This window comes from Frigidibacter sp. SD6-1 (genome assembly GCF_030143255.1).
Lineage (GTDB): Bacteria > Pseudomonadota > Alphaproteobacteria > Rhodobacterales > Rhodobacteraceae > TMP-24.
In genome coordinates this window covers 278,309-304,996 of the sequence record NZ_JARJNR010000006.1, presented here as the reverse complement: position 1 = coordinate 304,996, position 26,688 = coordinate 278,309, and the positions used below count along the sequence as shown (strand labels likewise).

The 26,688-nt window shown below is 66.5% G+C and carries 25 protein-coding genes and 1 tRNA gene; 10 read left to right on the top strand and 16 right to left on the bottom strand.

Features of this window, described 5'->3' with window-relative positions; genetic code table 11:
• Positions 1-45: 45 nt before the first annotated feature.
• The 4 genes from P0645_RS13415 to P0645_RS13400 form a co-directional block, all read right to left on the bottom strand.
• Entirely contained in the window at positions 46-1,632 is a 1,587-nt protein-coding gene (locus P0645_RS13415; protein WP_284165093.1) for a 2-isopropylmalate synthase, read from the bottom strand.
• Positions 1,633-1,875: 243 nt separating this feature from the next.
• A complete protein-coding gene (locus P0645_RS13410) occupies positions 1,876-2,055 on the bottom strand; it encodes a hypothetical protein (RefSeq protein ID WP_284165092.1) in 180 nt (59 codons plus the stop codon).
• Between the two features lie 15 nt (positions 2,056-2,070).
• On the bottom strand, positions 2,071-2,841 hold the full coding sequence (locus P0645_RS13405) for a DNA alkylation repair protein (protein WP_284165091.1): 771 nt from the start codon (positions 2,839-2,841) through the stop codon (positions 2,071-2,073).
• Positions 2,842-2,849: 8 nt separating this feature from the next.
• On the bottom strand, positions 2,850-4,301 hold the full coding sequence (locus P0645_RS13400) for an MORN repeat-containing protein (protein ID WP_284165090.1): 1,452 nt from the start codon (positions 4,299-4,301) through the stop codon (positions 2,850-2,852).
• A gap of 174 nt (positions 4,302-4,475) precedes the next feature.
• Here P0645_RS13400 and P0645_RS13395 point away from each other — a divergent pair, with 174 nt between their 5' ends.
• Complete coding sequence (locus P0645_RS13395) at positions 4,476-6,134, top strand: NAD+ synthase (protein WP_284165089.1); 1,659 nt, start codon at positions 4,476-4,478, stop codon at positions 6,132-6,134.
• 94 nt (positions 6,135-6,228) lie between these two features.
• Positions 6,229-7,179 (top strand): endonuclease/exonuclease/phosphatase family protein, encoded by a 951-nt coding sequence (locus tag P0645_RS13390; RefSeq protein ID WP_284165088.1) that lies wholly within the window; start codon positions 6,229-6,231, stop codon positions 7,177-7,179.
• Positions 7,180-7,268: 89 nt separating this feature from the next.
• Here the strand turns inward: P0645_RS13390 and P0645_RS13385 are convergent, their stop codons facing one another.
• The 3 genes from P0645_RS13385 to P0645_RS13375 form a co-directional block, all read right to left on the bottom strand.
• Positions 7,269-8,186 (bottom strand): MBL fold metallo-hydrolase, encoded by a 918-nt coding sequence (locus tag P0645_RS13385; RefSeq protein WP_284165087.1) that lies wholly within the window; start codon positions 8,184-8,186, stop codon positions 7,269-7,271.
• A 169-nt stretch (positions 8,187-8,355) separates the two neighbouring features.
• Positions 8,356-9,108, bottom strand: coding sequence for a M50 family metallopeptidase (locus tag P0645_RS13380; protein WP_284165086.1), 753 nt, complete (start codon positions 9,106-9,108; stop codon positions 8,356-8,358).
• A 10-nt stretch (positions 9,109-9,118) separates the two neighbouring features.
• Positions 9,119-9,526, bottom strand: a complete 408-nt coding sequence (locus P0645_RS13375) for a metallopeptidase family protein (RefSeq protein WP_284165085.1) — start codon at positions 9,524-9,526, stop codon at positions 9,119-9,121.
• 90 nt (positions 9,527-9,616) lie between these two features.
• On the opposite strand from P0645_RS13375, the gene P0645_RS13370 reads away from it, so the two are divergent.
• From P0645_RS13370 to P0645_RS13355, 4 genes are all read left to right on the top strand, one after another.
• The gene (locus P0645_RS13370) at positions 9,617-10,795 is read left to right on the top strand and encodes an MFS transporter (protein ID WP_284165084.1); all 1,179 of its coding nucleotides are present in this window, start codon (positions 9,617-9,619) and stop codon (positions 10,793-10,795) included.
• Between the two features lie 67 nt (positions 10,796-10,862).
• On the top strand, positions 10,863-12,182 hold the full coding sequence (gene gltX / locus P0645_RS13365; protein WP_284165083.1) for a glutamate--tRNA ligase: 1,320 nt from the start codon (positions 10,863-10,865) through the stop codon (positions 12,180-12,182).
• 54 nt (positions 12,183-12,236) lie between these two features.
• On the top strand, positions 12,237-13,211 hold the full coding sequence (locus tag P0645_RS13360; RefSeq protein WP_284165082.1) for a DMT family transporter: 975 nt from the start codon (positions 12,237-12,239) through the stop codon (positions 13,209-13,211).
• A gap of 182 nt (positions 13,212-13,393) precedes the next feature.
• Positions 13,394-13,470, top strand: a tRNA-Pro gene (locus P0645_RS13355).
• Positions 13,471-13,528: 58 nt separating this feature from the next.
• On the opposite strand, the gene P0645_RS13350 is transcribed toward P0645_RS13355, so the two are convergent.
• From P0645_RS13350 to P0645_RS13340, 3 genes are all read right to left on the bottom strand, one after another.
• On the bottom strand, positions 13,529-14,746 hold the full coding sequence (locus P0645_RS13350) for a UbiH/UbiF family hydroxylase (RefSeq protein ID WP_284165081.1): 1,218 nt from the start codon (positions 14,744-14,746) through the stop codon (positions 13,529-13,531).
• An 80-nt stretch (positions 14,747-14,826) separates the two neighbouring features.
• Positions 14,827-15,069: a hypothetical protein gene (locus tag P0645_RS13345; RefSeq protein WP_284165080.1), complete on the bottom strand. Its 243-nt coding sequence runs from the start codon at positions 15,067-15,069 to the stop codon at positions 14,827-14,829.
• A gap of 107 nt (positions 15,070-15,176) precedes the next feature.
• Positions 15,177-15,821 carry a pyrimidine 5'-nucleotidase gene (locus P0645_RS13340; RefSeq protein WP_284165079.1) on the bottom strand — a complete coding sequence of 215 codons (645 nt, stop codon included), beginning with the start codon at positions 15,819-15,821 and terminating at the stop codon, positions 15,177-15,179.
• A 242-nt stretch (positions 15,822-16,063) separates the two neighbouring features.
• Between P0645_RS13340 and P0645_RS13335 the strand changes: the two genes are divergently transcribed.
• Positions 16,064-16,705, top strand: coding sequence for a GntR family transcriptional regulator (locus P0645_RS13335; protein WP_284165078.1), 642 nt, complete (start codon positions 16,064-16,066; stop codon positions 16,703-16,705).
• Here the strand turns inward: P0645_RS13335 and P0645_RS13330 are convergent.
• Both P0645_RS13330 and carA read right to left on the bottom strand, forming a co-directional pair.
• On the bottom strand, positions 16,640-18,784 hold the full coding sequence (locus P0645_RS13330; protein ID WP_284165077.1) for a glycosyltransferase: 2,145 nt from the start codon (positions 18,782-18,784) through the stop codon (positions 16,640-16,642). The genes P0645_RS13335 and P0645_RS13330 overlap by 66 nt on opposite strands.
• Before the next feature lie 92 nt (positions 18,785-18,876).
• A complete protein-coding gene (gene carA / locus P0645_RS13325; RefSeq protein ID WP_284165076.1) occupies positions 18,877-20,037 on the bottom strand; it encodes a glutamine-hydrolyzing carbamoyl-phosphate synthase small subunit in 1,161 nt (386 codons plus the stop codon).
• 174 nt (positions 20,038-20,211) lie between these two features.
• Here carA and P0645_RS13320 point away from each other — a divergent pair, with 174 nt between their 5' ends.
• From P0645_RS13320 to P0645_RS13310, 3 genes are all read left to right on the top strand, one after another.
• The gene (locus P0645_RS13320) at positions 20,212-20,664 is read left to right on the top strand and encodes a GatB/YqeY domain-containing protein (protein WP_284165075.1); all 453 of its coding nucleotides are present in this window, start codon (positions 20,212-20,214) and stop codon (positions 20,662-20,664) included.
• Between the two features lie 133 nt (positions 20,665-20,797).
• On the top strand, positions 20,798-21,913 hold the full coding sequence (locus P0645_RS13315) for a serine hydrolase domain-containing protein (RefSeq protein ID WP_284165074.1): 1,116 nt from the start codon (positions 20,798-20,800) through the stop codon (positions 21,911-21,913).
• A 225-nt stretch (positions 21,914-22,138) separates the two neighbouring features.
• Complete coding sequence (locus P0645_RS13310) at positions 22,139-22,639, top strand: GNAT family N-acetyltransferase (protein WP_284165073.1); 501 nt, start codon at positions 22,139-22,141, stop codon at positions 22,637-22,639.
• Between the two features lie 213 nt (positions 22,640-22,852).
• On the opposite strand, the gene P0645_RS13305 is transcribed toward P0645_RS13310, so the two are convergent.
• The 4 genes from P0645_RS13305 to P0645_RS13290 form a co-directional block, all read right to left on the bottom strand.
• Positions 22,853-23,338: a DUF2244 domain-containing protein gene (locus P0645_RS13305; RefSeq protein WP_284165072.1), complete on the bottom strand. Its 486-nt coding sequence runs from the start codon at positions 23,336-23,338 to the stop codon at positions 22,853-22,855.
• 9 nt (positions 23,339-23,347) lie between these two features.
• Complete coding sequence (locus P0645_RS13300; RefSeq protein ID WP_284165071.1) at positions 23,348-23,989, bottom strand: glutathione S-transferase family protein; 642 nt, start codon at positions 23,987-23,989, stop codon at positions 23,348-23,350.
• On the bottom strand, positions 23,986-24,387 hold the full coding sequence (locus tag P0645_RS13295) for a RidA family protein (RefSeq protein WP_284165070.1): 402 nt from the start codon (positions 24,385-24,387) through the stop codon (positions 23,986-23,988). The genes P0645_RS13300 and P0645_RS13295 overlap by 4 nt, the downstream gene beginning before the upstream one ends.
• A 68-nt stretch (positions 24,388-24,455) precedes the next feature.
• A complete protein-coding gene (locus P0645_RS13290) occupies positions 24,456-26,147 on the bottom strand; it encodes a cytochrome c oxidase subunit I (protein ID WP_284165069.1) in 1,692 nt (563 codons plus the stop codon).
• Between the last annotated feature and the right edge of the window lie 541 nt (positions 26,148-26,688).

The following is a 26,688-nucleotide window of genomic DNA, read 5'->3' as shown; positions in this document are numbered from 1 at the left end:
GACAGCGGAAAAACGTTCGGGAACGTTTTTCCGCCCCGCCTGCCATCAGGCGTCGCGCATCGAGACGGTCTTCACATCATCGCCCGGCGCCGATTTGGTGCGGCGCACGATCAGGCGGTTGAGCGCGTTGATATAGGCCTTCACGCTGGCCACGACCGTGTCGGTATCGGCCGACTGGCCGGTGGCGATGCGGCCATCCTCCTCGACCCGGACCGAGACGGTTGCCTGCGCGTCCGTGCCTTCGGTCACCGCATGCACCTGGTAAAGCTGCAGCCGCGCCTTGTGCGGGTAAAGCATCTTCACCGCGTTGAAGGCCGCATCGACCGGCCCGTCGCCGGTCGCGTCGATCTCATGATCCACGCCGTCGACCGACAGGGTCAGCTCGGCTTCCTGCGGGCCGTCGGTGCCGCAGACCACGCGCAGGCGCTTCAGCTGGAGATGGTCGCTGGTGGTATTGGCCTCATGCTCTTTCATCAGCGCCAGAAGGTCGTCGTCAAAGACCTCCTTCTTGCGGTCGGCGAGCGCCTTGAAGCGGACGAAAACATCGTTCAGCTGATTGTCGGCGAGGTCGAAGCCCAGGTCGGCCATCTTGGTGCGGAGCGCATGGCGCCCCGAATGCTTGCCCAAGGGCAGGCTCGACGCGGCCAGCCCGATGTCGGACGGGCGCATGATTTCAAAGGTTTCGGCGTTCTTCAGCATGCCGTCCTGATGGATGCCGCTTTCATGCGCGAAGGCATTCTTGCCGACGATCGCCTTGTTGAACTGGACCGGGAAGCCAGAGACGGTCGCGACCCGGCGCGAGATGTTCATGATCTTCGTCGTGTCGATGCCGGTCCGGTAGGGCATGATGTCATTGCGGACCTTCAGCGCCATGACCACCTCTTCCAGCGCGGTATTGCCCGCCCGTTCACCGAGGCCGTTGATGGTGCATTCGATCTGGCGGGCGCCGGCAACCACAGCCGCCAGCGCGTTCGCCGTCGCCATGCCGAGGTCGTTGTGGCAGTGGGTGGCGAAGATGATCTTGTCCGCCCCGGGCACCCGTTCCAGAAGCATGCGGATCAGATCGGCGCTTTCGGCAGGCGCGGTATAGCCCACCGTATCGGGGATGTTGATCGTGGTGGCGCCCGCCTTGATGGCGATTTCCACGACCCGGCAGAGGTAATCATGTTCCGTCCGTGTCGCATCCATCGGCGACCATTGCACATTGTCGCAAAGGTTGCGGGCGTGGGTCACGGTTTCATGGATGCGCTCGGCCATCTGGTCCTGGGTCAGGTTCGGGATGGCGCGGTGGAGGGGCGAAGTGCCGATGAATGTGTGGATGCGGGGGGAGCGGGCGTGTTTCACCGCCTCCCAGCAGCGGTCGATATCCTTGAAGTTCGCCCGCGCGAGGCCGCAGATCGTCGAGCCTTTCGCGCGTTTCGCGATCTCGGACACGGCGGCGAAATCGCCCTCGGAAGCGATGGGGAAGCCCGCCTCGATGATATCCACCCCCATCTCGTCGAGCATCTCTGCGATCTCGAGCTTTTCGTCATGGGTCATGGTGGCGCCGGGCGATTGTTCGCCGTCGCGCAGCGTGGTGTCGAAGATCACCACGCGGTCCTGATCGGCGCGGCTTTGGGTCTTGTCGGTCATGGTCTGTCTCTGTCTAGGGTCTCTGGCTTCTTCATCCCGGCGCTGACACATCTGAGCGGTCGCGCCGGATGGCACGCTCAGAGGCCAGTAAGAAGAAGGAGCCCGCGAAGCGGCAGGGCGCAGGAGGCACCCGAAATCGCATGAATCTGGATCAAGCTTCGCTTCATGGCGCCGGACTATACGTGCCTCGACGGAAAGGAAAAGCGAAAAATCCGGGGGACGGCGGAGAAATGCGACGCGCCGTCAGCGCACCACCATCCAGATGGCCAAAGCGGCAAGCATCAGGCCAAAGCTCAGGTTCAGCCACTGCGCGCTGTGCCTGTCGCGGAAACGGGAGGCGATGCGGTCGCCGGCGAGTGTCCATGCGGTGAAGGCCGCAAGGTTGTTCAGGGTGAAGATCGTGGTGATCCGCAAGTTGCGCAAACGCGATGGTCCGGGTCAGGCCGGGGCCCGGTTCCGCAGCGCGCGGCGGACAATGTAGGCGGTGGCGGGTCCGGGGCTTTCGGCGGCCCACTCAGCGCACAGCGCCTCGACCCAGTCGGGGCGGCTTTTCCAGGCGTCGTTCAGCCAGTTCGCGGTCGAATCCTGCACATAGCGCGCAGGGTCGGCGCGGACTTGGCTCAGAAGGGCGCGGCCGGGCTCCGGGTCAGACTTCAGCGCGGCGATATGGGCGCACCAGACGCCGCGCGGGCGGGTGGCTTCGATGGCGAAGCGCCGGATGTTGGCGGACGGGTCCGAGGCCCAGGGCTTCAGAAGGTCGATCGCCTCGCCCGGCGCTTCGACGACATGGGGGCGAAGCGCGAGCCAGGCCCATTCGCGCACGCCGAAATGCGGGTCGTCGGCGAAAGGCCGCATTCGCAGGAGCCGGTCGGCGAGCGACAGGCCCGGCAAGCCCGCGAGCGCGAAGGCGCCCCAGCCGCGCGCCAGATCGGACGGGTGGCGGGCGAGGCGGGCGATCCGGTCGTCGGCGTCGCTTTCCAGTATCAGATCGGCGACGGTGGCCATCCGCCGGGTGACGCCTGCCTTCGGGTCGATCTCATTTGCGCGCGGCGCGAGTTCAGGCAGGACATGCGACAGGAGGAGCCCGAAATCGGTCGCGAGATTTTCCGACAAGGTCGCCGCCTCGATCCGACCGGCATTGAGGTCGGCGAGCACGTCGGGCGGCACATCGGCGATGCGCGCCGCGCCCTTGCGAGGCTTGTCTGCCATCGGTGCCCTCAGTTGCCGCTGCCTTCGGCAGGCGCGGCCTCGCCTTCGGCGGGTGCGGGCGCCTCCTCGGTCAGCGTGCCTTCGGCCCAGGTGCCGGTCGCCGTCTCGCCCGACTTGTAGCGCATCGTGCCCTTGCCCTGCCGGCGGCCATTGCGGAACTCGCCCTCATAGACATCGCCGTTGGGGTAGGTGGCGGTGCCCACGCCGTCCATCTCGCCGCCCTTCCAGCCGCCGGTATAGCGGAAGCCGTCCGTCATCACGATCTCGCCCTGGCCCTCGCGCTGGCCCTTGACGAAGCCGCCGGTATAGGTGGTGCCGTCGGCATAGCTGGCCACGCCCTGACCGTCGCGGTTGCCGTCCTTCCAGTCACCTTCATAGGTGTAACCGTCGGGATAGGTCATCTTGCCCTTGCCGTGGTTCTTGCCCTTGAGGAAACCGCCTTCGTAGACGAGGCCGTTGGCGTAGCTGGCCTTGCCCTCGCCCTCGATCACCCCCGCCTTCCAGCCGCCTTCATAGGTCGAGCCGTCCTTGTAGGTGATCTTGCCCATGCCGTCGGCCGCATCGTTCAGGAACTGGCCTTCATAGACCGATCCGTCGGGGTAGGTGACCTTGCCCAAGCCGCTGATCTGGCCCTCTTTCCATTCGCCTTCATAGGCATAGCCGTCCTTGCCGCGGAAGCTGCCCGGGCCCGAGCGCTTGTCGTCGACGAAACCGCCGTCATAGACATCGCCGTTGGCATAGGTCACGCGGCCCTTGCCATGGCGCTTTCCGGCCTTCAGCGGGCCTTCGTAGATATCGCCGTTCGGCTGGACGAGTTTACCCGTACCGTTCATCTGGCCATCAGCCCAGGTGCCCTCATAGGTCAGCCCGTTTGCGAGCCTCAGCGTGCCGGTGCCGCCGCGCTGGCCGCCGATCATCTGGCCTTCGTAGGTCGCGCCGTCGGGATAGGTGATCTTGCCCTGGCCTTCCTTCACGCCCTTGACCCAGTCGCCTTCATAGCGGTAGCCGTCGGGACCGGTCATCATGCCCTTGCCGTCATGCAAAGCCTTGGTGAAATGGCCGGTATAGACCGAGCCGTTGGCATAGGTCGCGGTGCCCTCACCCTCGATCTCGCCCGCCACCCAATCGCCCTCGTAGGTCGAGCCGTCGGCATAGGTGATCTTGCCCTTGCCGTCGGGGCGACCCTTCCGGAACTGGCCTTCGTAGACGGAACCGTTGGGGTAGGTGGCCTTGCCCTGGCCAAGGATCTCGCCCTCGACCCAGTCGCCTTCGTAGACATAGCCGTTGGGCAGCCGGTAGCTGCCGCGCCCGTGCTGCTTGCCGTCCCTGAAGGTGCCTTCGTAGACGCCGCCGTCCTCATACTGCTTGGTCACCACGTCCTGCGCCGTGGCGAGACCGGGCGCCGTCAGCGCGACGCCTGCGGCCAGCGCCGCCGCCAACCCGTTGGAAAGTGCTTTCATCGAATATGCCTCACCCAAACCCCGGCACGCGCGCTCGGGGACCGGAGCGAACTTAAAGGCAGGGAGGGGTCGAGACAAGCGCCGCGCGACCCGGTGGCCCCGGGTCGGCGATTGCAAGCCTTTCCCTTGGCCGGACAAGTGGCATAAGAAACCCCGAGGATCACCGAGGATGAGATGACCGAGAGCTTCCGCCTGACGCTTGCCCAGCTGAACCCCACGGTCGGCGCCATTGCCGCCAATGCCGCCAAGGCGCGTGCCGCCTGGGAGGAAGGCAGGCGCGCCGGTGCCCGGATGGTTGCGCTGACCGAGATGTTCATCACCGGCTATCAGACACGCGACCTTATCCTGAAGCCCGCCTTTCACCGCGACGCGATCGCGGCCTTGGAACAGCTGGCGCTTGATTGCGCCGATGGCCCCGCACTTGGCATCGGCGGGCCCTGGGTGGTGGGCGAGCGGCTCTACAATGCCTATTGGGTGATGGAGGGCGGCAAGGTCGTGGCGCGGGTGCTGAAGCATCATCTGCCGAATGACACGGTCTTCGACGAGGCGCGACTTTTCACGTCCGGAGAGGTCTCTGGCCCCTACCGGATCGGGCCGATCCGGATCGGCACGCCGATCTGCGAGGATGCCTGGCATGACGATGTGACGGAGACTTTGGCCGAGACCGGGGCGGAGGTGCTGCTGGTCCCGAACGGCTCGCCCTACTACCGCAACAAGTACGACCGGCGCGTGGCGCTGATGGTTGCCCGTGTGATCGAGACGAAGCTGCCGCTGATCTATCTCAACATGGTCGGCGCGCAGGATGACCAGATCTTCGATGGCGGCAGTTTCGTCCTGAACCCCGGGGTGGAACTTGCCTTGCAGATGCCACCCTTCGACGAATGCATCCGGCATCTGGATTTCGAGCGCGGCGCGCAGGGCTGGCGCGCGATCCGGCAGGAGATCGAGCCCTTGCCCGACGAATGGGAGCAGGATTACCGCGCCATGGTCGAGGCCTTGCGCGATTATCTGGGCAAGAGCGGGATTTCGAAGGTTCTGCTTGGCCTGTCGGGCGGCATCGATTCGGCTTTGGTGGCGACGATTGCGGCCGATGCGATCGGGCCGCAGAACGTGCGCTGCGTGATGTTGCCGTCGGAATTTACCTCGGCCCATTCGCTGCAGGATGCCGCGTCGGTGGCGGGGGCGCTCGGCTGCCGGTTGGATACGATTTCCATCGAGGGGGCGCGCGGCGCGGTCGGTGCGGCGCTGGCGCCGCTGTTCGAAGGCACGAAGCCCGGCATCCCGGAAGAAAATATCCAGTCGCGGCTGCGCGGCCTCATGCTGATGGCGCTCTCGAACAAGTTCGGCGAGATGCTGCTGACGACCGGCAACAAGTCGGAAATGGCCGTGGGCTATGCGACGATCTACGGCGACATGGCGGGCGGCTATAACCCCTTGAAGGACCTCTACAAGACACGGGTGTTCGAGACCTGCCGCTGGCGGAACCTTCATCACAGGGCGTGGATGCAGGGACCGAAGGGCGCGGTGATCCCCGAGCGGGTGATCGAGAAGGCGCCCTCGGCGGAACTCAGGCCCGACCAGAAGGACGAGGACAGTCTGCCGCCCTATCCGGTGCTGGATGCGATCCTTGAGAGGCTGGTCGAGGGCGACCAGTCGGTCGAGGAAGTGGTCGCGGCGGGGTTCGAGCGGGCCACGGTCAAGAAGGTCGAGGCGCTTCTCTACGGTGCCGAATGGAAGCGCTATCAATCCGCGCCCGGCATCCGGTTGACGCGCAAGGCCTTCTGGCTCGACCGCCGCTATCCGATCGTGAACCGCTGGCGCGACGGGGGGTGAACGGGCCATATTATATTGAATGGTCAGTCAAAATAAACTTCCTGCGAATCTGTTTCAAAGCTAGCCTACTCCTGCCCGAAACAGGGAGGCACACATGCAGAAACAACTTTTCGCGGCGCTGGCGGCGGGGCTTCTGGCAACGACAGCCGGGGCCGAGACAACGCTCAGGATCATGAGCTTCAACATCTATGGCGGCGGCGCGAACGACGGCAAGAGCGTCGAGGAGACGGTCGCGGTCCTGAAGGCCGCCAACCCGGATATCGTCGGCCTGCAGGAAACCCGGGTCGAAGGCGACGAATGCACGGCCGAAAGCTGCCCGGCGGGCGGACCGTCGGTCGCCAGGGAAATCGCCGAGGCGATGGGGTACTATTATTACGACCAGACGCAGGAGAATGTCGCGCTCTGGGCCAATGCGATCCTGTCGCGCTACCCGATCGGCGCCGCCTCGGCGCACGACCTGGGCGTGCCGATCGATGTCGAGGGCCAGACGGTCTGGGCCTTCAACATCCATCTCGATGACGAACCCTATCAGCCCTACCAGCTTCTGGGGATCGAATATGGGCCTGCGCCCTTCATCAAGACCGAGGCGGAGGCGCAGGACTGGGCGAACCGGACGCGCGGCCCGGCGATGGACCTGCTGTTCGCGGATATGCAGGCGGCGGAAGGCGCGGCGGCGGTCCTTGTCTTCGGCGATTTCAACGAACCGTCGGAACATGACTGGACGGACGCCGCCGTCGCGGCGGGCCAGCAGCCGGTGAAGGTGGATTGGCCGACGACGCACCGCCTGTCAGAGGCCGGGTTCGTCGATACCTACCGCGCGGCCAATCCTGACCCGGTGGCCAAGCCGGCCTACACCTGGACACCACAGGGTGACGAGAAAGACCCGGAAGATCATCACGACCGGATCGACTTTGCCTTTGCGAAGGCGGACGGTCTGAAAGTGCTGGGTGGCTGGATCGTGGGCGAGACGGGCCTGCGCACCGACCTTGCCGTCGATCCCTGGCCGTCGGACCACCGGGCGACACTGGCCGAAATCAGCTACTGAGGGCGCGAGCGCCGCGCAAACGGAGGCTCGTCGATGCCTCCGGCCGCTCCTCGCGAGGAGCGGCCGGAGGCCGACGACGAGCCTTCCCCTCAGAGCATCAGCTGGTAGCTCGCGGGCACATAGCGGAAGCCGTCGCCCTGCGCCTCGACATAGCCCACCGAGGGGAAAGGCATGTGATAGCCGATGAAGGGGATGCGGTCGGTGGCGATCTTGCCAAAGACCCGGCGGCGGGTCGCGGCGGCGGCGGCCTTGTCGGCATCGAACTTCACCTCCCAGTCCGGGTGGGCGAGCGACCATACATAATGGTTCGCCGTATCGCCGGTGATGGCCATGACCTTGCCGCCACTGTCGAGGACGAAGGCCATATGGCCCGGCGTATGGCCGAACGCCTCCATCGCCACGATGCCCGGCGCGGCAGTGCCGCCATCGTCGAGGAAAGATATCCTGTCGTTCAGCGGCACGACATTCGCCGTGAACTGATCGCTCGGGTTGGCAGACCAGAAATTGTGCTCGGCGGCGCCGGTCACATAGGTCGCGTTGGCAAAGGTCGGCGCGCCGTCGGTCATCAGCCCGCCGATATGGTCGGGGTGCATATGGGTCAGCACGACCTTGTCGACCTGATCGGGCGCATAACCCGCCGCCGCGAGGGCTGCGGTGATGCTGCCGGGGTCGGTGCTGGTGTCGAAGAGCACGAGTTCCGACCCGGTGTTGACGAGCGTCGGCGTGAAGAAGAACTGCGCCTTGTCGGTGGGCAGGAAAGCCTCGGCCGAGACGGAAGCGAAGTCGTCGTCCGAGGCGTTCAGGCCGAAGATCTCATGCGGTTTCTCGACGGTGCGGTTGTTCGACAGAAGCGCCGTCACTTCCATCTCGCCAAGCATGAAGCGCTGGTAGAGCGCGGCCCCCGGCCCCTGGATCGGGGCCTTGGCGGCGGCGGGTCTGGGCGCGAGGGCAAGCGCGGGCGCCGCGAGCGACAGGGCGAGGCTCTGGCGGCGGGTGAGGTCTTTCATGGCGGAACTCCCCTGAGGTTGAGGGACCATGATACTCCGCGCAGGGCCCTCAGCCGATCACGATCCCGTGCGGGCGAAAGCGGCCGGGCCGCTCATCGGCCCTTCCAGGCCTCTTCGCGTCAGCGATGAGCGCCCGCCCGGGCGCGAAGAGCGGCCTTTGCGGGTTACATCAGCCCGGCGGGGCTGACCGCCTTGGCGCGCGCGGCGCGGCCGCGTCGCTGGCAGACGGAAAGCCGACAGGGATATTGCTGCTGCCGCCGAGACCGAAGCGCAGGCAAAGCGCGATCGCGGCGACACTTGCAGCTACCCAGAGACCACCCCAGAGATGCGTCGAGCCGCCGAACGTCTCTGCGAGGATACGGGCGTCCGACATCTGCGCAGAGCGGGCAATCGTATCGTCGAAGATATCGAAGGGAACGTAGATCAGGCTGGTCAGTCCGATGACCCGGAGGATCAGATCGTTCGCGTGATGCCCAAGCTTGATCGCGCTCGCGAGCATCGTTGCCGCGCCGAGGCCGCCATAGGTCAGGGGGAAAGGTTCGCGGAAATAGACTGCGGTCACCAGGGCGAGCACCAGGCCAAGGCTTGCCATGATCACGCGGTCGGCGTTCGTGCGGACGGCGGCCAGGAAAATGACCATGCCGATCAGAAGCGACCCGAGATAACCCGCCGTTGCGATCAGGAAGGCATTTCCGCCCCGGCTCATAGTAAGGCCGCCTTGCTGGGCGCTAAGCGTGATGCGCTCGACGCTGCCGCCCGTGCCCCACGCCGCGAGCGCGTGCGAAAGCTCGTGGAAGAACACCACGAGGATCTTGACGGGCAGCACAACCGAGGTGTGCCAGTGTGCGGCGACGAGAAAGGTAAGGGCGACGAGCTGCCAATGATCCCTTACTCTGGCGATGATCTTGGCGCTCCGACCCATGAGGTTTGCCTCACTCCCACCAGCGGTCGATCTCGGCGATCTCCTCGTCGGACCAGCCGAAATGATGGGCAAGCTCGTGGATCGTCACATGGGCGACGAGCTGGCCCAATGTCACGTCGCCGCGTTCGGCCCATTCGTCGAGGATCGGGCGGCGGAAGAGCCAGATCATGTCGGGGCGGTCGACGACATCCATCACCGATTTCTCGATCATCGGGATGCCGTCGTAAAGCCCGGTCAGTTCGAACGGGTCCTCGATCCCCATGTCCTCGAGCAGGTCCTCGGGGGCGAAATCGCTGACGCGCAGCAGCACGCCCTGCGCCGGGCCGGCGAATTCCGGCGGCAGGTCGGCGAGCGTCGCCCGCGCCATGCTTTCGATCGCTTCGAGGTCGGGGGCCGCGCGGCCCAGCCAGTCGTTCATCGCATTCTCCGGTTCAAGCGCTTCATATGGACAAAAGCGGTGCGCTATGGAAGGGGTAGCCCGATCCGCAGTGCCGGGCAGGAGGGGCGTGTGTTTTCCAGCCGGTATTTCCAGGCCTATGGCTTCTGGCACGCGGGCGAGGGTTTCCAGACCATCCTGATGATGTGGTACATGGCCTTCCATGCCCGTCTGACCGCCGCCGAGATCGGGTTCTACCAGTCGCTGCAGCTTCTGCCCTTTCTGATCCTGACGGCGCTTGGCGGCAGCATGACCGACCGGCTGGGCGCGCGGCTGTCCTACAGCGCCTCGACTGGGCTTTTCGCGCTGACGCTCGGGCTTTACGGGCTGACCGAGGCTGCGGTCGGCTTCAGTCCCTGGGCCTTCGGTGCCTACTGCCTGTTCAGCGGCATCTTCAGCGCCATTTCGAATCCGGCGATCGACACGTTCATCCCCGAGGCGACGCCGCGCCCGGCCACGGAAAATGCGCTGCTTGCCGCCACCGCGCATAATCTGGCGAAACTGTCGGGCAATCTCGCCACGCTCTTTCTGCCGGTCCTGTCGGCGCTTGGCGGCTTTGTGGTGAACGGCCTACTGATGGCGCTCAGCGTCCTGCGTCTGCGTGCCCATGCCGAGGCGCCCACAATCGTGGCGCGGCCGCTGTGGCAGCCGCCAAGCCCGCGGCGCGTGGCCGCGCATTTCCGCGCTTTCCCCGAAAGCTTCGACATCTTTCTGGGCAGCGTGATGCTGGGCGCCTTCGTCATTCCCGCCTACTACATTTTCCAGCCGATGATCATGCGCGAGCATTTCCCCGACCGTGCCGCCCTTTTCGGCGTGACCGGGGCGGTTGGCTGGGTGGGCGCCATCCTCGCGTCAGGGGTGGCCGTGCGTCTTGCGCCGCGCATTGGCCATCCGGGGCGCTGGGCGCTTCTGGTCTGGGCGCTGGCCGCGGCGCTCTTCTCGGCAACCGTTCTCGTCGGCAGCTTCTGGGCCTTCCTCGTCATCCTCTTCCTGCTCGGCGGCAATTCCGTGGGAAAGGCGCTGATCTACGGCCAGTATCTGAGCGACGCCCCTGCCGCCGACCGCGCCTTCCTGATCGGGGTCGATCAGACGGCGATCTGGGGGCTCGCGACGCTCGGGACGGCGGCGCTCGGCTGGCTGGTGGAGGCGGTCGGTCTCAGCGCGGCGGTTCTTCTGAACTCCGGTGCTGTTCTTCTGTTCGTTGTCTACCTTCTGCTGCGCGGGCGGCTGTGGACCCTGGGCCGGCGCTGAGGGAAAGCGGCCCAACTGGACAAAAACCCCTGCCTGTGAAAGAGGAAAGGCCAACAGGAGCCATGCCATGACCGTCTGCCGTTTCGCCCCCTCGCCCACCGGATATATCCATGTGGGCAACCTGCGCACCGCGCTGATGAACTATCTGATCGCGAGGAAGACCGGCGGCACCTTCATTCTGCGGCTGGACGATACCGATCAGGAACGCTCGAAACAGGAATATGCCGACGGGATCATGGAGGATCTTGAGTGGCTGGGCCTGACCTGGGACCGGATCGAGAAGCAGTCGCTGAGGCTCGACCGCTACCGCGAGGCGGCGGAGGGGCTGCGCGTGGGTGGGCATCTTTACGAGGTGTTCGAAAGCCCGACGGACCTGGACCTCAAGCGCAAGAAGCTTCTCAACATGGGCAAGCCGCCGGTCTATGACCGCGCGGGGCTGAAATTGTCGGACGCCGAGAAGGACGCGCTGCGCGCGGAGAGGCCGGGGTACTGGCGCTTCCTCCTCGACCAGAAGCGGACGGAATGGAATGACGGGATTCTCGGGCCGGTGTCGATCGACACGGCGAGCGTATCGGACCCGGTCCTGATCCGGGCGGACGGGCAGATCCTTTACACCTTCGCCTCGTCGGTTGACGATGTCGACATGGGCGTCACCCATATCGTGCGCGGCGCCGACCATGTGACCAATACCGCGACGCAGGTGCAGATCATGCATGCGCTGGGTGGCACGCCGCCTGCCTTCGCGCACCATTCGCTTTTGACCGGCGCGCAGGGCGAGGGGCTCTCGAAACGCCTTGGCACGCTTTCCCTGCGCGACCTGCGCGCGGCGGGCGTTGCGAAAGAGGCGCTTCTGAGCCTGATGGCGCGGCTTGGATCGTCGCAGCCGGTCGAACTGCGCATGAGCCTTGACGAGATCGCCGACGGGTTCGACCTGTCGCAGTTCGGGGCGGCGCCGACGAAATTCGACGCCGAGGACCTCTGGCCGCTCACGCGCGAACGCAACCAGCGCCTGCCCTTCGCCGAAGTGAAGGACCGGATCGCGGCGCTTGGCGTGCCTGCGGCCAAGGCAGAGCGCTTCTGGGCGGTCGCGTCGAAGAATATCGTCAAGCTCGACGACCTCGCCCATTGGTGGGCGCTCTGCCGCGACGGGGCGGAACCGATGATCGCCGACGAGGATCGCGCCTTTGTGGCGGAGGCGCTGGCATTGCTGCCCGAGCCGCCCTTTACTGAAACGACCTGGGCCGAGTGGACCGATGCGGTCAAGACAGCGACGGGGCGCAAGGGCAAGGGCCTGTTCATGCCGCTGCGCCTGGCGCTGACCGGCGAGAAGAGCGGGCCGGAAATGGCCGAGCTGATGCCGCTTCTGGAGAAGGTGCGGCGGGGCTGACTTGCCTTCCGCCCGCCGTTGGCGCAAAGGAGCGCTAGCGGTAACGGAGCCCCCATGTCGGAACCCGGCGGACAGAATCTGAAAGGTGCCATGACGGCCTTGGCGGCGATGGGCGTGTTCGCGACCCATGACGTTGTGGTCAAGACATTAGGCGCCGATTATTCGGCGATCCAGATCATCTTCTTCGCCGCGCTCCTGTCGTTTCCGCTCTTCTCGATCTTCATCCTGCAGGACCGCTCGGGCGGCAGCCTCGTGCCTGCGCATCCCGGCTGGGTCGCCTTCCGTAGCCTCACGGCGGTCATCACCGGCATTTCGGCCTTCTATGCCTTTGGCCATCTGCCCTTGGCGCAGACCTATGCGATGCTGTTCGCGATACCGCTGATCATCACCGTCCTGTCGGTGCCGATCCTCGGCGAAACCGTGCGGCTTCGCCGCTGGATGGCGGTTCTTGTCGGGCTGATCGGCGTCATGATCGTGCTCAGGCCCGGGCAGGCCGAACTGTCGCTTGGCCATCTGGCGGCGCTTGTGGCGGCCTTCTCCGGTGCGACGACCTCGATCATCGTGCGCAAGCTCGGCAATGACGAACGGCCCGCCGTGCTGCTGATCTACCCGATCCTCGGCAACTTCCTCGTCACAGGAGCGCTTCTGGCCTTCGTCTACAAGCCGATGCCGGTCGGGCATCTGGGGCTGATGGGCGTGATCGCGGCAATGGGCATGGCGGGGACGCTGCTGTCGATCCTCTCCTACCGCATGGCCGAGGCGGTGATCGCGGCGCCCATGCAATACAGCCAGATGATCTGGGCGGTGGCCTATGGCTATATGCTGTTCGACGAACGCCCCGACCGCTGGACGCTGATCGGCTCGGCCGTGATCATCCTGTCCGGCATCTATATCGTGCTGCGCGAGACCCGATCGGGCGCCTCGCAGAACCAGCCGGTGCTGGAGGCGCGCGGCCGGAACGAGACGGTCACCACCCCGCGCTCGGGCCTTCTTGGCCGCATGCTGAACCCCGGCCGCGGCGGGCGCTGAGGCCGGTCGTGCGGCGGCCAGCTTCCCGGACGGGAGGCTCGTCGAGCACTTCGTGCACTCCTCGCGCCCGCGTCCCGACGAGTGCACGCAGTGCTCGAGGAGGTCCTATCAAACCGGTGCGCCAGCCCCGCCGCTATCTGCTTGCAAAAGCCGCCGCGACCCGGTAACTCCCCGCCATCGGTCGGAGCGTAGCGCAGCCTGGTAGCGCACCTGCTTCGGGAGCAGGGGGTCGGAGGTTCGAATCCTCTCGCTCCGACCAATTATCCCGGATATCGTCAAGAACTGAGATCGGGCCCGGGCGAGGCGTGCGAGCGCTCTCAACCTTTCGGGCGTGCCGGGTTCATGCCGAGCCCGGCTTTCATCAGTGTCTTGCGGACCGGTGCCAGCGAATAGAGGGCGTTCAGCGTGCCCGCGCGCAGGTCGCGGAGCGCGCGTGTCTCGATCATCGAGGCCCGGTTGAGAAGGTCGATCCCGGCCGCGCGGGCCTTGACCTCGGGCCAGCGGCGGCGTTCGTAGGCGGCAAGCATCGCGCGGTCGCCGAGCCCGTCGGGGCGGTCGCGGGCGAGGTCGAGTAGGCAGCGCAGGTCGCCCAGGGACATGTTCAGCCCCTGCGCGCCAATGGGCGGCACCACATGCGCCGCCTCTGCCATCAGGGCCGTTCGCTCGCCCGCCATCCGTGCGGCTGTCTGGCTGATGATCGGCCAGACCGACCGGCGGGTGACGAGGGTGAGCGGCCCGTAGAGCCCGGCGCTGCGCGCGGTCATCTCGGCTTCGAAGTCCGGGACCGGCAGGGCGGCGAGCCGCGCCACCTCCGGCCCGGTTTCCATCCAGACCACGGCGGAGGACGGCCTGCCGTCGCGGTCGGGCAGCGGCACCAGCGTGAAGGGGCCGCCGGAACGGTGGACCTCGGTCGAGATATTCTCGTGCGGGCGCTCATGGGTGACGGCGAAGGCAAGCGCCTTTTGCCCGTAGCGCGTCGTGTGGACGCCGATCCCGAGCGCCTGCCGCACCGGGCTGTCGCGGCCGTCGGCGGCGATCAGCAGCCGCGCGGCGATGGTCGCGCCGTCCGACAGGGTCACGATTGCCGCGCTTTCGCGGGTCAGGACCGATTTCGTCGCGGTGCCGGGGCGGAAGCTGACGTTCGGGATCTCGGCGAGGCGCGCCACCATCTCGCGCCTGAGCAGCCAGTTGGGCAGGTTCCAGCCGAAAGGCTGGTCCGAGATTTCAGAGGCGACGAAATCCTTCACGATGCGCGGGTCTGGCGCCTCACCGCCCGCATCGACGATCCGCATCACCTGAAGGGCGGCCGCATGGGGCGCCAGGCGCGGCCAGAGGCCGGCCTCCTCAAGCAACTGGCGCGCGGGTTGCAGGAAGGCGGTGGTGCGCAGGTCGGCGCCCTGATCCTCGCCGTCGGTCACCGGCGGCGCGGGATCGACGCAGAGGACCGAAAAGCCCGCGGCACCGAAGGCCGCCGCCGCCGTCAGGCCGGCGACCCCGCCGCCGGAAATCAGGATGTCGACCGTTTCGCGTGGCATCGGGCCCCCTTGTTCGGAGCCCAACTTACTGCAGCGGGCAGGCGGCGTCCAAGCGGCATTCTGCCCCGGCCTTACTCAGCCTATTTGCCGAGCGTGATCAGGATCAGTGTTAGGAAGACCAGCGGCACGGCCGCGAGGCAGACCATGGTGATGCCCGCAAGACCCCAGGTCTTGAAGATCAGCACGAGCGCGGTGAGGACGATCACCAGCGCGTAGTAGATAGTGTCCTCGTCGCCATGGGCGATGTCGCGGGCGATCCAGCCCAGAAGCGGGATCGCATAGAACCAGTGGCGCGGAGCGGCCGCGCTTGTCATGTCGGTCATGGGAAAACCTTTCCTGTTCGCGGATGCGTGCATAAGCTGCGGAGGAGGCACGGGCCATGCGACCGGATGTGCCTGCGGCACTATGGCGCGGATCGGGCGGCGCGGGATCAGGCGAGGCGGGCGAGGAAGGCGGCGAGGTCGGTGGTGTGGAAGTGGATATGGCCGGCCGGTGCGGGGGCGGGGGCGACATGGACGGTGCGCATGCCCATCGCATGGGGCGCGGCGAGGTTGCGGGTGTCGTCCTCGAACATCGCGGCGCGGGCGGGGTCGGTGCCATCAAGGGCGAACACCGCCTCGAAAGCCGCCTGTTCGGGCTTGGGGCGGAAGCCCGCATGTTCGATCCCGTAGATGGCGTCGAAGAGGCCCGCGAGCCCGCGCGCCGCGATCACCCGTTCGGCATAGGGCGCAGAGCCGTTGGTATAGACGATCTTGCGCCCGGGCAGGCGGGCGATGCCGCGGGCCAGCCCGGCATCCGGCGACAGAACGGAGAAGTCGATCTCGTGCACCTCGGTCAGGTAGGGGCCGGGATCGGCGCCATGTTCGCGCATCAGCCCGGCGAGTGTGGTGCCATAGGTCGCCCAGTAATGGCCTCGCAGCCGGTCAGCCTCTGCCCGGTCGACGCCGATGGTGCGCATCACATAATCGGTCATCCGGACCTCGATCTGGTCGAAGAGCCGTACTTCGGGCGGATAAAGCGTATTGTCGAGGTCGAAGACCCAGGTGGTGACATGCTGGAAATGGGCGCGCGGCATGGGGCGGACCCTATCGCGCTCAGCGCGCATCGGCAACGCGGTGCAGACCCTCGCCTGCGGTCCCTCGCCTGCGGGCCGGGCCGCTCATCGCCCCCGTGCGCGGGCTCTTCGCTGGACAGAGCGATGAGGCCTGGCAGTGCCGAAGAGCGGCTCCGTTCCGTAGGTGTGGGTCTGCGCAAGACGGAGCCGCTTGCCAAGGACAGGGATGGCGCCTTAGGCTCGCGCTCCGGCGGGAGGGATGGATGCAGAAAGACGCGTACACGCTGATACTGGAGGCGATCGAACAGGGCGATTACCGGCCCGGCGACCGTCTGGTGGAATCCGACCTGGCCGAACGGTTCGGCGTGTCGCGGACGCCGGTGCGCGAGGCTTTGCAGCGGCTGGAGACCCAGTCGATGCTGGCGCGCGATGGCCGCTCGCTGATCGTCGCCTCGCTTGATCACAACCAGCTGGCCGAGCTTTATGTGGTGCGCGCCGAACTGGAAGGCCTTGCCGCGCGGCTCGCGGCCAAGCATGCAAGCCCCGAGGAAGTGCGGGTGCTGACCGAGATGGTCGAGGAGGACCGCGCGCACCTTGGCAATCCCGAGGCGCTGTCGCGGGCCAACAAGAGGTTCCACAAGCAGATCCACCTGGCCTCGCACAACCGCCATCTGGTCAGCCAGCTCGACCTCGTCCACCGGTCGATGGCGCTTCTGGCGACGACCTCGCTTGCGGCCGAGGGCCGGGGAACGGCCGCGCTGGACGAACATGCGGCCATCGTTGCCGCGATCGCTTCGGGCGACGGCGAGGGCGCGGCTGCAGCGCTCAAGGCGCATATTTCAAAAGCCTTCGAAACGCGGCTGAAACTCGATGCCGGTGCCACCCGGCGAGAGCGCGAAGGCTAGGGCCGCGGCGTCTTCGGGCGGTGCGGGGGGTGGTTCATAGAATCGCGGCGCCGGGTGCGACCAGATGAGCCTGCGGCGGCGAAGCGGCAGGACGGTTACGCTTTCGGGCGTGAGCGGATCGGTCAATACCAGCACGGGCAGGGCCTGGTCGCGGCGCACCGGCGCGACCGTATCGAGCACGCCATGGCGGGTCTTGTCCCAGAAGAAGGGTGCGCGCACTATTTCCCACAGCGCCTTGTAGGAGGCGAGCGCGCCGAGCGGGAAATAGAGGCAGAGCGTCGGCACCCAGGGCATCAGATGGCGGTGCGTGCGGTCCCGCACCGCCCACATGCCGACCGCGATATTGAGGCTTTCGGAAAGGACGAAGAGACCGCCGAGCGCGGCAAGGCCCCAGACCGGCATCTGCGCGGCGAGCGGATGGCCGAGGCCGAAGGCGAGGCCCCAGAAGGACCACAGGACCGGCGCCAGCACGAATTGCGACAACGTGCCGAGGAACATGATCTGGAAACCCGCGAATCGTTTCGGCCCGAGCTGCCGCCAGAGCCGCGCCGGATCGCGCATATGGACGGCCCAGGTCATCGCGTAGCCCTTCAGCCAGCGCGAGCGCTGCCTGATCCAGGGCAGCGCCCGGCCGTTCGGCTCTTCCTCGGTCACGGTCGGGATCAGTTCGGTCCGGTAGCCGTGGCGGGCGAGGCGGACGCCGAGGTCGGCATCCTCGGTCACGTTATGCGCGTCCCAGCCGCCGAGCGCCTCGAGCGCCGCGCGGCGGAAGAATAGCGTGGTGCCGCCAAGGGGCACGACGAAGCCCAGCCGCGCGATGCCGGGCAGCATCACCCGGAACCAGGCGGCATATTCGATGGTGAAGCAGCGCGTCAGCCAGTTGTGGCGGGAGTTGCAGAAATCGAGCACGCCCTGCAGGCAGGCGACCTCGGGCCCGCGTTCGTGAAAGCGGCGGACGACGGTGCGGATCTGGCCAGGCTCGGGCGCGTCCTCGGCGTCATAGACGCCGACGATCGTGCCCTTGCAGAAATCGAGCGCATAGTTCAGCGCGCGGGGCTTGGTGCGGATCGGGCCTGACGGCACGGTGACGACCCGCATCCAGCGCGGCAGGCGGCGGCGGGCCAGCGCCGTCAGCGTGCGGCGGTCCTCCTCCTCGACCACGAGCAGGATGTCGAGCAGTTCCTTCGGGTAGTCGAGCCGCCCGAGCCTTTCGATGAGGCGCGGCGCGATGTCATCCTCGTCGAAGAGCGGCACCATGAGGGAGACGGTCGGCAGGCGGGCGATGGCGGGCGGTTCGGCCCGTGGCGGGGCATGAACAAGTGCCGTCAGCTCCGACAGGAAGGCCGCCGCCTTCAGACTCATGCAGAGGAGGAGCGTCAGGCAGGCCCAGCCGAGGAGGGTCAGGAAACCGGCAGCGGGTGCCAGAGCAGTCAGGCCCGCCAGCACGGCAAGGCCCATTGCCGCAAAGCCCCCGGCGCGCGCCATGTCGAGCGTGCGGCAGCTTTCCTCGGCCGCAGTCCGTGTCTCGGCGCGGCGTATGAGACGGGTCTGGCGCGAGGCGATCATCGCCGCATGGATCTCGCGCTCGGACGCCAGCGCCATCACCACCGGCCCGTAACCGTCGGGCAGGCGGGTGCGCAGGCGGGCGAATTCGTCGGGCCGCGCGGTGGCGATGACCGTTGCCGCGCCGATCCGCCGCCAGGGAAGAACCCCCTCCTTCAGGCAGAAATCGGGGCCGAGCGCGTCGATCAGCCTTGCGTCGGGCGGTTCCGCCGCAAGGTCGAGCACACGTGCGCCCCACTGGTTCGCAAGTGCCGCCATCAGGGCAGGCTCACTGACCCAGCCATGCGCAAGCAGGATGTCGCCCAGCCGCACCTCCTGCCGGTCGCGCAGGGCGAGCGCCTTCAGCATGTCGCCGGGTTCGACCGCCTTCATGTCCATCAGTATCTGGCCGAGCGGCTTGCGCCGCGGCCTCTCGCGCCGCCCGGCGGGGCGCGGCTCGCGCCCGGGCAGGCCAGCGACCGGCACGAAATCGGCGGTGACCAGGCGCAGATGCGACACGGCGGGTGGGGGTGACATGGCGGCAGCACTCACGAAAGGCCCCGCCAGCCTTCCGTGCGCATGGTTAACGGGCCGTTAATCCGGCCCCGTCTTCTGCGGAAAATAATCGCTCAGGCGGCGCGGCGGTCGCGCATCGCGGCGGCGAAGCGCTCGAACAGGTAGAAACTGTCCTGCGGCCCGGGGCTGGCCTCGGGGTGGTACTGCACGGAAAAGACCGGGCGGTCCTTCATGCGGATGCCGCAGTTCGACCCGTCGAACAGGCTGACATGGGTTTCCACGACGCCTTCGGGCAGGGTCTGGCTGTCGACCGCGAAGCCGTGGTTCATCGAGGTGATCTCGACCTTGCCGCTTTCGACATCCTTCACCGGATGGTTGGCGCCATGGTGGCCGTGGTTCATCTTGATGGTCTTCGCGCCGAGCGCCAGCGCCAGCATCTGGTGGCCGAGGCAGATGCCGAACAAGGGCACGTCGTGCTGCAGCACACCCCGGATCATCGGCACCGCATAGGCGCCGGTCGCTGCCGGGTCGCCGGGGCCGTTCGAGAGGAACACGCCGTCGGGCTTGTGCGCCATGACGTCCTCTGCCGTCGCCGTCGCGGGCAGAACAGTCACGTCGCAGCCGACCGAGGCAAGGCAGCGCAGGATGTTGCGCTTGGCGCCATAGTCGATCGCCACGACCTTGAAGCCCGCGCCGGTGCGCGCGCCGTACCCCTCGGGCCAGGACCAGCGGGTTTCGTTCCAGCGATAGCTTTGCGCGCAGGTCACATCCTTCGCCAGGTCGAGGCCGACGAGGCCCGACCAGTCGCGGGCCTTCTTCACAAGGGCCGCGAGGTCGAACTTGCCTTCGGGATCATGGGCGAGCGCCACATGCGGCGCGCCCTGCTGGCGGATGGCGCGGGTGAGCCGCCGGGTGTCGATGCCGCCGATGCCGATCCGGCCCTTCTTCGCAAGCCAGCCGGTCAGCTCCTCGGCTGCGCGCCAGTTCGAGGGTTCGGTCGGGTCCCATTTCACCACCATGCCGGCGGCGACAGGCTCGGCGCTTTCGTCATCCTCGGGCGTCACGCCCACGTTGCCGACATGGGGGAAGGTGAAGGTCACGACCTGGCCCGCGTAGGAAGGGTCTGTCATGATTTCCTGATAGCCGGTCATCGCGGTGTTGAACACCAGTTCCGCCACCGTCTGGCCCGTGGCGCCGAAGCCCTGCCCGTAGAAGACGGTTCCATCGGCCAGCGCAAGGCATGCGGTGGGCTTTGGCTGGGCTTGCCCGGTCATGGCGCGACTCCCGATGTGCAGAATTTGGCGGAACCTAAGGGGGCGGGGGCGCGCGGTCAAGGGGGAGAGGGAAATTGAAATTCATATCTTTTCAACAGGTTAATCGGGTGGACTGCCAGTTGCGGCGGAAAGGCTGACGGGTTAGGTTCGGGCTCGCAAGAACGGAGACCGAAGATGGACCTGATCACCCGCATCCAGAGCGCGCAGAAAGAGGCGATGAAGGCGAAGGACATGGGCCGTCTGTCGACGGTCCGGATGATCCTGGCGGCCGTCAAGGACCGCGAGATCGCGCAACGGACCGCCGGGGCGGAACTGGGCGAAGGCGATGTGCTGGCGCTCATGGGCAAGATGGTCAAGCAGCGTCAGGAAAGCGCCAAGGTCTATCAGGAGGGTGGACGGCCGGAGCTGGCCGAGAAGGAACTGGCCGAGATCCGGGTGATCGAGGACTTTCTGCCCAAGGCCCTGTCAGAGGCGGAGGTCGAGGCCGCGGTGGCGGCGGCCATCGCCGAAACGGGCGCGGCGTCGATCAAGGACATGGGCCGGGTGATGGGCGTCCTGAAGGGCAATTACACCGGCCAGATGGATTTCGGCGCCGTGGGTGCGCTGATCAAGGCGCGGCTGGGGTAAGGCCCTGCGGGAGGGCCGCCTCGACCTATGGCACAACCCATGCCAGGAGAGGCGAGCGGTCCCGGCGCGCATTTCCGTTACATCGCCTTGCTAGGACGGGGCGCAATTCACCCAAACTGACAGAACGGCACAGATGAGACCTTTCTACCTGACGTTCCTGGGCGCGGCCCTCGCGGCGGCGCTGCTTGTGGCGTTTGTCATAACCCGCGACACAAGCGACCGCATGGCGGGCGCCAGCCTGCAGGACCGGTTGCGCGCGACGATCGAGGAGGTGGCGGTCGAGGACGTGCCGGGCATCCTGCTTCTGGTTGACAGGCCCGGCGAGCGGATCGAACTGGCGCGCGGGGTCGCCGACCGGGAGACAGGCGCGCCGATCCGCATCGACCAGACGCTGCGCGCGGGCAGCATCTGCAAGACCTATGTGGCCGCCCTTGCGGTGATGGCGGCGCGCGAGGGGCAGGTCGATCTTGACGTGCCGATCAGCCGCTATCTGGGGGCTGCCACGCTGATGAAGCTGCCCGAAGGGCTCGATCCGACGGTCAGGCAGCTTCTGAACCACACTTCGGGCGTTCCGGACTATTACAGCGAGCGGTTCTACGCCGAGGATTGGGACAGGTCGCAGCCCTTGACGACGGAACTCGTCCTGCATGCGATCCGCGGCCTGCCCGAGACGAATGCACCGGGAGCGGCCTTCGCCTATTCGAACACCAACTACCATCTGATCGCGCTGATTTTGGAGAAGGTCGAGGGGCGCCCGCTGGCCGACCTTCTGCGCGAACGCCTGCTCGCGCCGCTCGCGCTCACCCAGACCTATTACGACATCGCCCTGCCGCCGGGCGATCAGATCCATGGCTATGGCTCGCCCTTCGACCCGTGGGAGGATACCTTCGCGATGCGCGAAAATTCCGGCCCGGATGGCGGCATGTTCATGAGCGCGGGCGATCTGGTCAGCTGGCTGCGTGCACTCTATGCCCCGGGTGGACGGTTCTCCGACATCGGGGCCGAGATGGTGGCGGCGCCGGTCGAGGTGCGGGAACGCAAGCTGCAGGGGCTCGGCACCGAAATCCAGCTGTCGCGCAGCGGCCTGAAGGTGGTGGGTCATACCGGCGGGCTCGACGGTTATCTGAGTGCCGGTTTCTATGTGCCGGACCTGGATACGGTGGTCGTGCTGCACATGAACCGGTCGGATGAGGAAACGTTCGCCAGGGTTCTGGGGCGTGTGCTGAGCGAACTTGCCGCGCAGGGCTGAGCGTTGGCCGCGTTTTCGCCGGATTGACGGAACGGCCGATTTGCCACATCGTCCGTGCATGCGCTTCGCGATGATCCCTGTGACCGTCCTAAAGACCAGCCCGTCGGGCGGGGGCGGTCGGATCTTGGCGGACTGAGATCACGCGACAGACCGACCACCCGCCCAGGGCACGGACCCCGGGGGCGGAAGCCGTGCAGGGGCCCGGGCCAAAGACCGGAGAGAGACATGGCACCCACCGACTTCACCCTGCGCGCTTTCGAGCCCGAGGACATGCCCGCGCTGACCGATCTTCTTAACCAGCCGCGTGTCGTCTGGGGCACGATGCAGCGGCCCTTCACCTCGCTTGCGGAACGGCGGAAGCGGGCCGAGGGCTTTCATCCCGAGCTGCAGCTTGTCGCGCTGGCGGGCGAGCGGGTCGTGGGCACGATCAGCCTGGTACGCGAGGCCAATCGGCGGGCGCATGTCGGTTCGATCGGCATGGCGGTGCATGACGATTTTCAGGGGCGGGGCTGCGGCACGGCGCTCTTGTCGGCGGTCGTCGACCATGCCGACCGCTGGCTGACGCTGACAAGGCTGGAACTGACCGTCTGGGCCGACAACAGCCCGGCGATCCGGCTGTACGAGCGGCAGGGCTTTCAGCGGGAGGGGCTGGGCCGGGCTTATGCGCTGCGCGATGGCGCGTTCGTCGATGCCTTGTTCATGGCGCGGTTGCGGCCCGGGGCCTGAGGGACGATCAAGGATACGCCCCCCGGGGAGAGGAGGGGCGCATCCGGGCGCGATGCGCGGGCGGCGACACTCTGGGTGGCCGGTGGTCCGGACGGGCGCGTCTGGTTGAAATGGCGCTGGCGGCCCCGGGGCACAAGGCCGTCGGGGCCGGTCCAGACCGGCGGCAGGAGGTGGCGGCCGGTTTGCGGTTCGCTCCTGTCCGGATGACGTCCGTCACCTGACCTCGGCGAGCGCCGCGCGCAGTTCGTCCGCCAGCGCCTTGCGTTCGTCGGGGGAGAGGAAGGCGCCCAGCTCGACCTCGCGGCCGTTGCCCTTGAGGGTGAGGTAATGCGCCACCGGCCCGCCTTCGGGGCGGAGCTGGACGGTCACCCAATAGGGATTGGCCTCCCAGGTGCGGGGCGGGTCGGCAAGCGCATGGATCAGCGTGATCCGGTCGCGGGTGAGGGTCAGGACCTCGCCCCTGCCCGCCGCGCGGCTGTTGCGGGCGATGGCGATCCAGACGGCCCAGAGGCAGAGGCCCGCGAAGGCGAGGACGAACCAGAGCGCCGCGCCGCCGACGAGCGACAGGAGCGGCAGGGCAAAGAGAGCAGCGGTCGCACCGATGAACAGAACGAACCCCCGGGGCGTCAGCGACCGGTGGGGACGGAGCGTGAGTGCGCGGCTGCCCTCGTCGGGGCCGGAGGTCCATATGTAGGGCATGGGCGTCGGTCAGGCCCTGAGCGCGTCATAGGAGACCATCACATGCGTCCGGTAGGCCGGGCGCAGCTTGAGGCGGTCGTGATAGGCGCGGAGCGCGGGCAGGTCGGCGCGGGAAATGGCGATGTCATAGTAGCGGTAAAGGACATGGCCGAACTGGATGTCGGCGAGCGTGAAATCGTCCGAGACGAGGTAGTCGTGACGGGCGAGCCGGTCCTCGGCGATGCGGAGTTTGGTTTCCAGAGCGGTGACCGCGGCGGCGATGGCGGCGGGGTCGCGGCGGGCGGCAGGTGTGCGGACGACTTTCCAGAAGACCGGCGCGGTGAAGCCCAGCGCCACGTTGATCTTCGACCATTCCGCCCAGCGGTCGACCTCGGTCCGGGCGATCAGTTCCCCGGGCCAGAAGGGCGCGTGGCCATAGCGGTTGGCGAGATAGCGCAGGATGGCGCCGGTTTCCCACAGGGGCGGGTTGTCGCCGTCCTGCAGCACGGGGACCGCGCCGTTGGGGTTCATGGCCAGAAACTCGGGCGTGTCGTTCACGCCGAACCGGTGGCCCGCGTCGATACGCTCGTAGGGCAGGCCCAGTTCGCCCACGCACCACATGAGCGCCTGGACGTTGGAGGAATCGGTGCGGCCCCAGATCTTAAGGCTCATGATGCGTCTCCCTTGATGCTGGCGATCACGCGAATTTCGACCAGCGCGCCTTCGCGGCGCAGGCCTGCGACCTCGACCGCCGTCCATGCCGGGAAGGGGTCGCGCACATAGGTGCTGCGCACCTGGTTGAAGAGGTCGAAATGGGCGCGGAGCGCGATGTGATAGCTCGTCATCTCGACAATACTGTCCGTGCCAAGCCCCGCCTCTGCCAGAACCGAAGCGATCTTGTCGAAGGCGTTGCGGAACTGCGTCTCGGGGTCGGCGGGCATGGTGCTGTCGGCGGCACTGCCGGTCATGCCCGTCAGGAACAGGTGGTCGCCGGAGATGATGCCGGGCGACAGGGCGAGGGCGCGGGAGGTTTCCTCGGATCCGGGTGGGATGATCGCGCGCCGGGACATCGGTCTATCCTGCAATGGCAATGAACAAGGCCCCGGATCGCTCCGGGGCCTTGGGTCATTTCAGGGGATCAGTGGGCGTGGCCCTTGTCCCAGTCCGACTGCTTCGGCAGCTCTTCGAACGTATGTTCGGGCGGCGGCGAGGGCAGGGTCCATTCCAGCGTGTCGGCATATTCGTTCCAGTAGTTTTTCTCGGTCACGCGGCGGCCCCACAGAAGGGTGTAGAGGACGATCCCGAAAAAGAAGACCAGCGAGGCAATCGAGAGGAACGCGCCGTAGCTGGAGATCTTGTTCCAGTAGGCGAAGGCCTCGGGATAGTCGATGTAGCGGCGCGGCATGCCCTGGCGGCCGAGGAAATGCTGCGGGAAGAAGGTCAGGTTCGCGCCGATGAACATCATCCAGAAATGCAGCTTGCCCGCCCATTCCGGATACTGGCGGCCCGACATCTTGCCGAACCAGTAATAGATGCCCGCGAAGATCGCGAAGACGGCGCCGAGCGACATCACATAGTGGAAGTGCGCCACGACATAATAGGTGTCGTGATAGACACGGTCGACCGGCGCCTGGCTGAGCACCACGCCGGTGACGCCGCCCACGGTGAAGAGGAAGAGGAAGCCGAAGGCCCAGAGCATCGGCGTCTTGAACTCGATCGAGCCGCCCCACATCGTGGCGATCCAGCTGAAGACCTTCACGCCCGTCGGCACCGCGATGACCATCGTGGCCAGCATGAAGTAGCTCTGCTGGGTCAGCGACATGCCGACCGTGTACATATGGTGCGCCCAGACGACGAAGCCGAGGACACCGATCGCCACCATCGCATAGACCATCGGCAGGTAGCCGAAGATCGGCTTGCGCGAGAAGGTCGCGATGACATGGCTGATGATGCCGAAGCCCGGGACGATGATGATGTAGACTTCCGGATGGCCGAAGAACCACAGGATGTGCTGGTAGAGGATCGGGTCGCCGCCGCCCGAGGCGGTGAAGAAGGTCGTCCCGAAGTTGCGGTCGGTCAGGAGCATGGTGATGGCGCCGGCGAGGACCGGCAGCGACAGAAGGATCAGCCAGGCGGTGACGAAGATCGACCAGGCGAAGAGCGGCACCTTGTGCAGCGTCATGCCGGGCGCGCGCATGTTCAGGAACGTGGTGATCATGTTGATCGCGCCGAGGATCGAGGAGGCGCCCGAGACGTGGACCGCGAAGATCGCGAGGTCCATCGCATAGCCGCCTTCGGCCGTGGTGGTCAGCGGCGGGTAGAGAACCCAGCCCACACCCGCCCCCGAACCGAGACCCGAGGTCAGCGAGCCGTTGCCGCCCGGGGCGAGCATCGAGGCCACGCCGAGCGAGGTGCCCGCGACATAGAGCCAGTAGGAAAGGTTGTTCATCCGCGGGAAGGCCATGTCGGGCGCGCCGATATGGAGCGGCATGAAATAGTTGCCGAAGCCGCCGAAAAGCGCCGGAATGACGACGAAGAACATCATCAGGACGCCGTGATAGGTGATCATCACGTTCCACAGGTGCCCGTTCGGCGTGCAGACATCGGCCGATGCGACGAACCGCGCGCCTTCCTGGCACATGTACTGGACGCCCGGCTCCATCAGTTCGAGCCGCATGTAGCCGGTGAACATGACGGATATGAAGCCGACGATCGCGGCGGTGAAGAGGTAGAGGATCCCGATATCCTTGTGGTTCGTCGACATGAACCAGCGGGTGAAGAAACCCGGGTGTCCGTGCGCGTCGTGGCCATGAACGGCTGCGTCGGCCATGCTGTTCTCCCATTCCTTAAGAACCGGCCGGAATCTCGTCCGTACCGGGTGTCCGGCCCCGTAATAATTGGCGATCCGCCGATGGGCAATGAAAGAAACGGGGGGCGGGCACGGAAATATCATGTTCGCGCGGGCGCGGTTCCCGGCAGGGCGGCCCTCCTCCGGCCGGAAAGGCCCTGCACCGCCCGGCCTTGTCACGAGCGGACGGCGAAAGAACCCCTGCCGAGGCGAGGTAACATTTCTGTATCCAAGATGCGCAAATGTGAATCTTCCCTTACGGAAAGTTGGACCTTAATCCCTTCATGCAGGTTGCCGGGGACGGTGTAGGAGAAGAGCGGCGTGTGATGTAGGCCGACGCGCGGCGGCGCGTATGCTGCAATGTTGTCAGGAGGGGGAGCTGAGCCCTGTCAGGATCGAAAGTCTCGAATTTACGGGACCGAAATTCTGGTTCACACCCGTCCAAATGGTATTGTGGCCTGGCCGCCAGCCTTTCCCGTGTCCTCGGCAGCCTGTACGTTCTGTTTGATGCCCGCGCGGAAAT

What these genes read in the sequence shown, in the direction of transcription:
- P0645_RS13415 (WP_284165093.1), bottom strand. Translation starts at nt 1,632, where the DNA reads ATGACCGACAAGACCCAAAGCCGCGCCGATCAGGACCGCGTGGTGATC.
- P0645_RS13405 (WP_284165091.1), bottom strand. Translation starts at nt 2,841, where the DNA reads ATGGCAGACAAGCCTCGCAAGGGCGCGGCGCGCATCGCCGATGTGCCG.
- P0645_RS13400 (WP_284165090.1), bottom strand. Translation starts at nt 4,301, where the DNA reads ATGAAAGCACTTTCCAACGGGTTGGCGGCGGCGCTGGCCGCAGGCGTC.
- P0645_RS13395 (WP_284165089.1), top strand. Translation starts at nt 4,476, where the DNA reads ATGACCGAGAGCTTCCGCCTGACGCTTGCCCAGCTGAACCCCACGGTC.
- P0645_RS13390 (WP_284165088.1), top strand. Translation starts at nt 6,229, where the DNA reads ATGCAGAAACAACTTTTCGCGGCGCTGGCGGCGGGGCTTCTGGCAACG.
- P0645_RS13385 (WP_284165087.1), bottom strand. Translation starts at nt 8,186, where the DNA reads ATGAAAGACCTCACCCGCCGCCAGAGCCTCGCCCTGTCGCTCGCGGCG.
- P0645_RS13380 (WP_284165086.1), bottom strand. Translation starts at nt 9,108, where the DNA reads ATGGGTCGGAGCGCCAAGATCATCGCCAGAGTAAGGGATCATTGGCAG.
- P0645_RS13375 (WP_284165085.1), bottom strand. Translation starts at nt 9,526, where the DNA reads ATGAACGACTGGCTGGGCCGCGCGGCCCCCGACCTCGAAGCGATCGAA.
- gltX (WP_284165083.1), top strand. Translation starts at nt 10,863, where the DNA reads ATGACCGTCTGCCGTTTCGCCCCCTCGCCCACCGGATATATCCATGTG.
- P0645_RS13360 (WP_284165082.1), top strand. Translation starts at nt 12,237, where the DNA reads ATGTCGGAACCCGGCGGACAGAATCTGAAAGGTGCCATGACGGCCTTG.
- P0645_RS13350 (WP_284165081.1), bottom strand. Translation starts at nt 14,746, where the DNA reads ATGCCACGCGAAACGGTCGACATCCTGATTTCCGGCGGCGGGGTCGCC.
- P0645_RS13345 (WP_284165080.1), bottom strand. Translation starts at nt 15,069, where the DNA reads ATGACCGACATGACAAGCGCGGCCGCTCCGCGCCACTGGTTCTATGCG.
- P0645_RS13340 (WP_284165079.1), bottom strand. Translation starts at nt 15,821, where the DNA reads ATGCCGCGCGCCCATTTCCAGCATGTCACCACCTGGGTCTTCGACCTC.
- P0645_RS13335 (WP_284165078.1), top strand. Translation starts at nt 16,064, where the DNA reads ATGCAGAAAGACGCGTACACGCTGATACTGGAGGCGATCGAACAGGGC.
- P0645_RS13330 (WP_284165077.1), bottom strand. Translation starts at nt 18,784, where the DNA reads ATGTCACCCCCACCCGCCGTGTCGCATCTGCGCCTGGTCACCGCCGAT.
- carA (WP_284165076.1), bottom strand. Translation starts at nt 20,037, where the DNA reads ATGACCGGGCAAGCCCAGCCAAAGCCCACCGCATGCCTTGCGCTGGCC.
- P0645_RS13320 (WP_284165075.1), top strand. Translation starts at nt 20,212, where the DNA reads ATGGACCTGATCACCCGCATCCAGAGCGCGCAGAAAGAGGCGATGAAG.
- P0645_RS13315 (WP_284165074.1), top strand. Translation starts at nt 20,798, where the DNA reads ATGAGACCTTTCTACCTGACGTTCCTGGGCGCGGCCCTCGCGGCGGCG.
- P0645_RS13310 (WP_284165073.1), top strand. Translation starts at nt 22,139, where the DNA reads ATGGCACCCACCGACTTCACCCTGCGCGCTTTCGAGCCCGAGGACATG.
- P0645_RS13305 (WP_284165072.1), bottom strand. Translation starts at nt 23,338, where the DNA reads ATGCCCTACATATGGACCTCCGGCCCCGACGAGGGCAGCCGCGCACTC.
- P0645_RS13300 (WP_284165071.1), bottom strand. Translation starts at nt 23,989, where the DNA reads ATGAGCCTTAAGATCTGGGGCCGCACCGATTCCTCCAACGTCCAGGCG.
- P0645_RS13295 (WP_284165070.1), bottom strand. Translation starts at nt 24,387, where the DNA reads ATGTCCCGGCGCGCGATCATCCCACCCGGATCCGAGGAAACCTCCCGC.
- P0645_RS13290 (WP_284165069.1), bottom strand. Translation starts at nt 26,147, where the DNA reads ATGGCCGACGCAGCCGTTCATGGCCACGACGCGCACGGACACCCGGGT.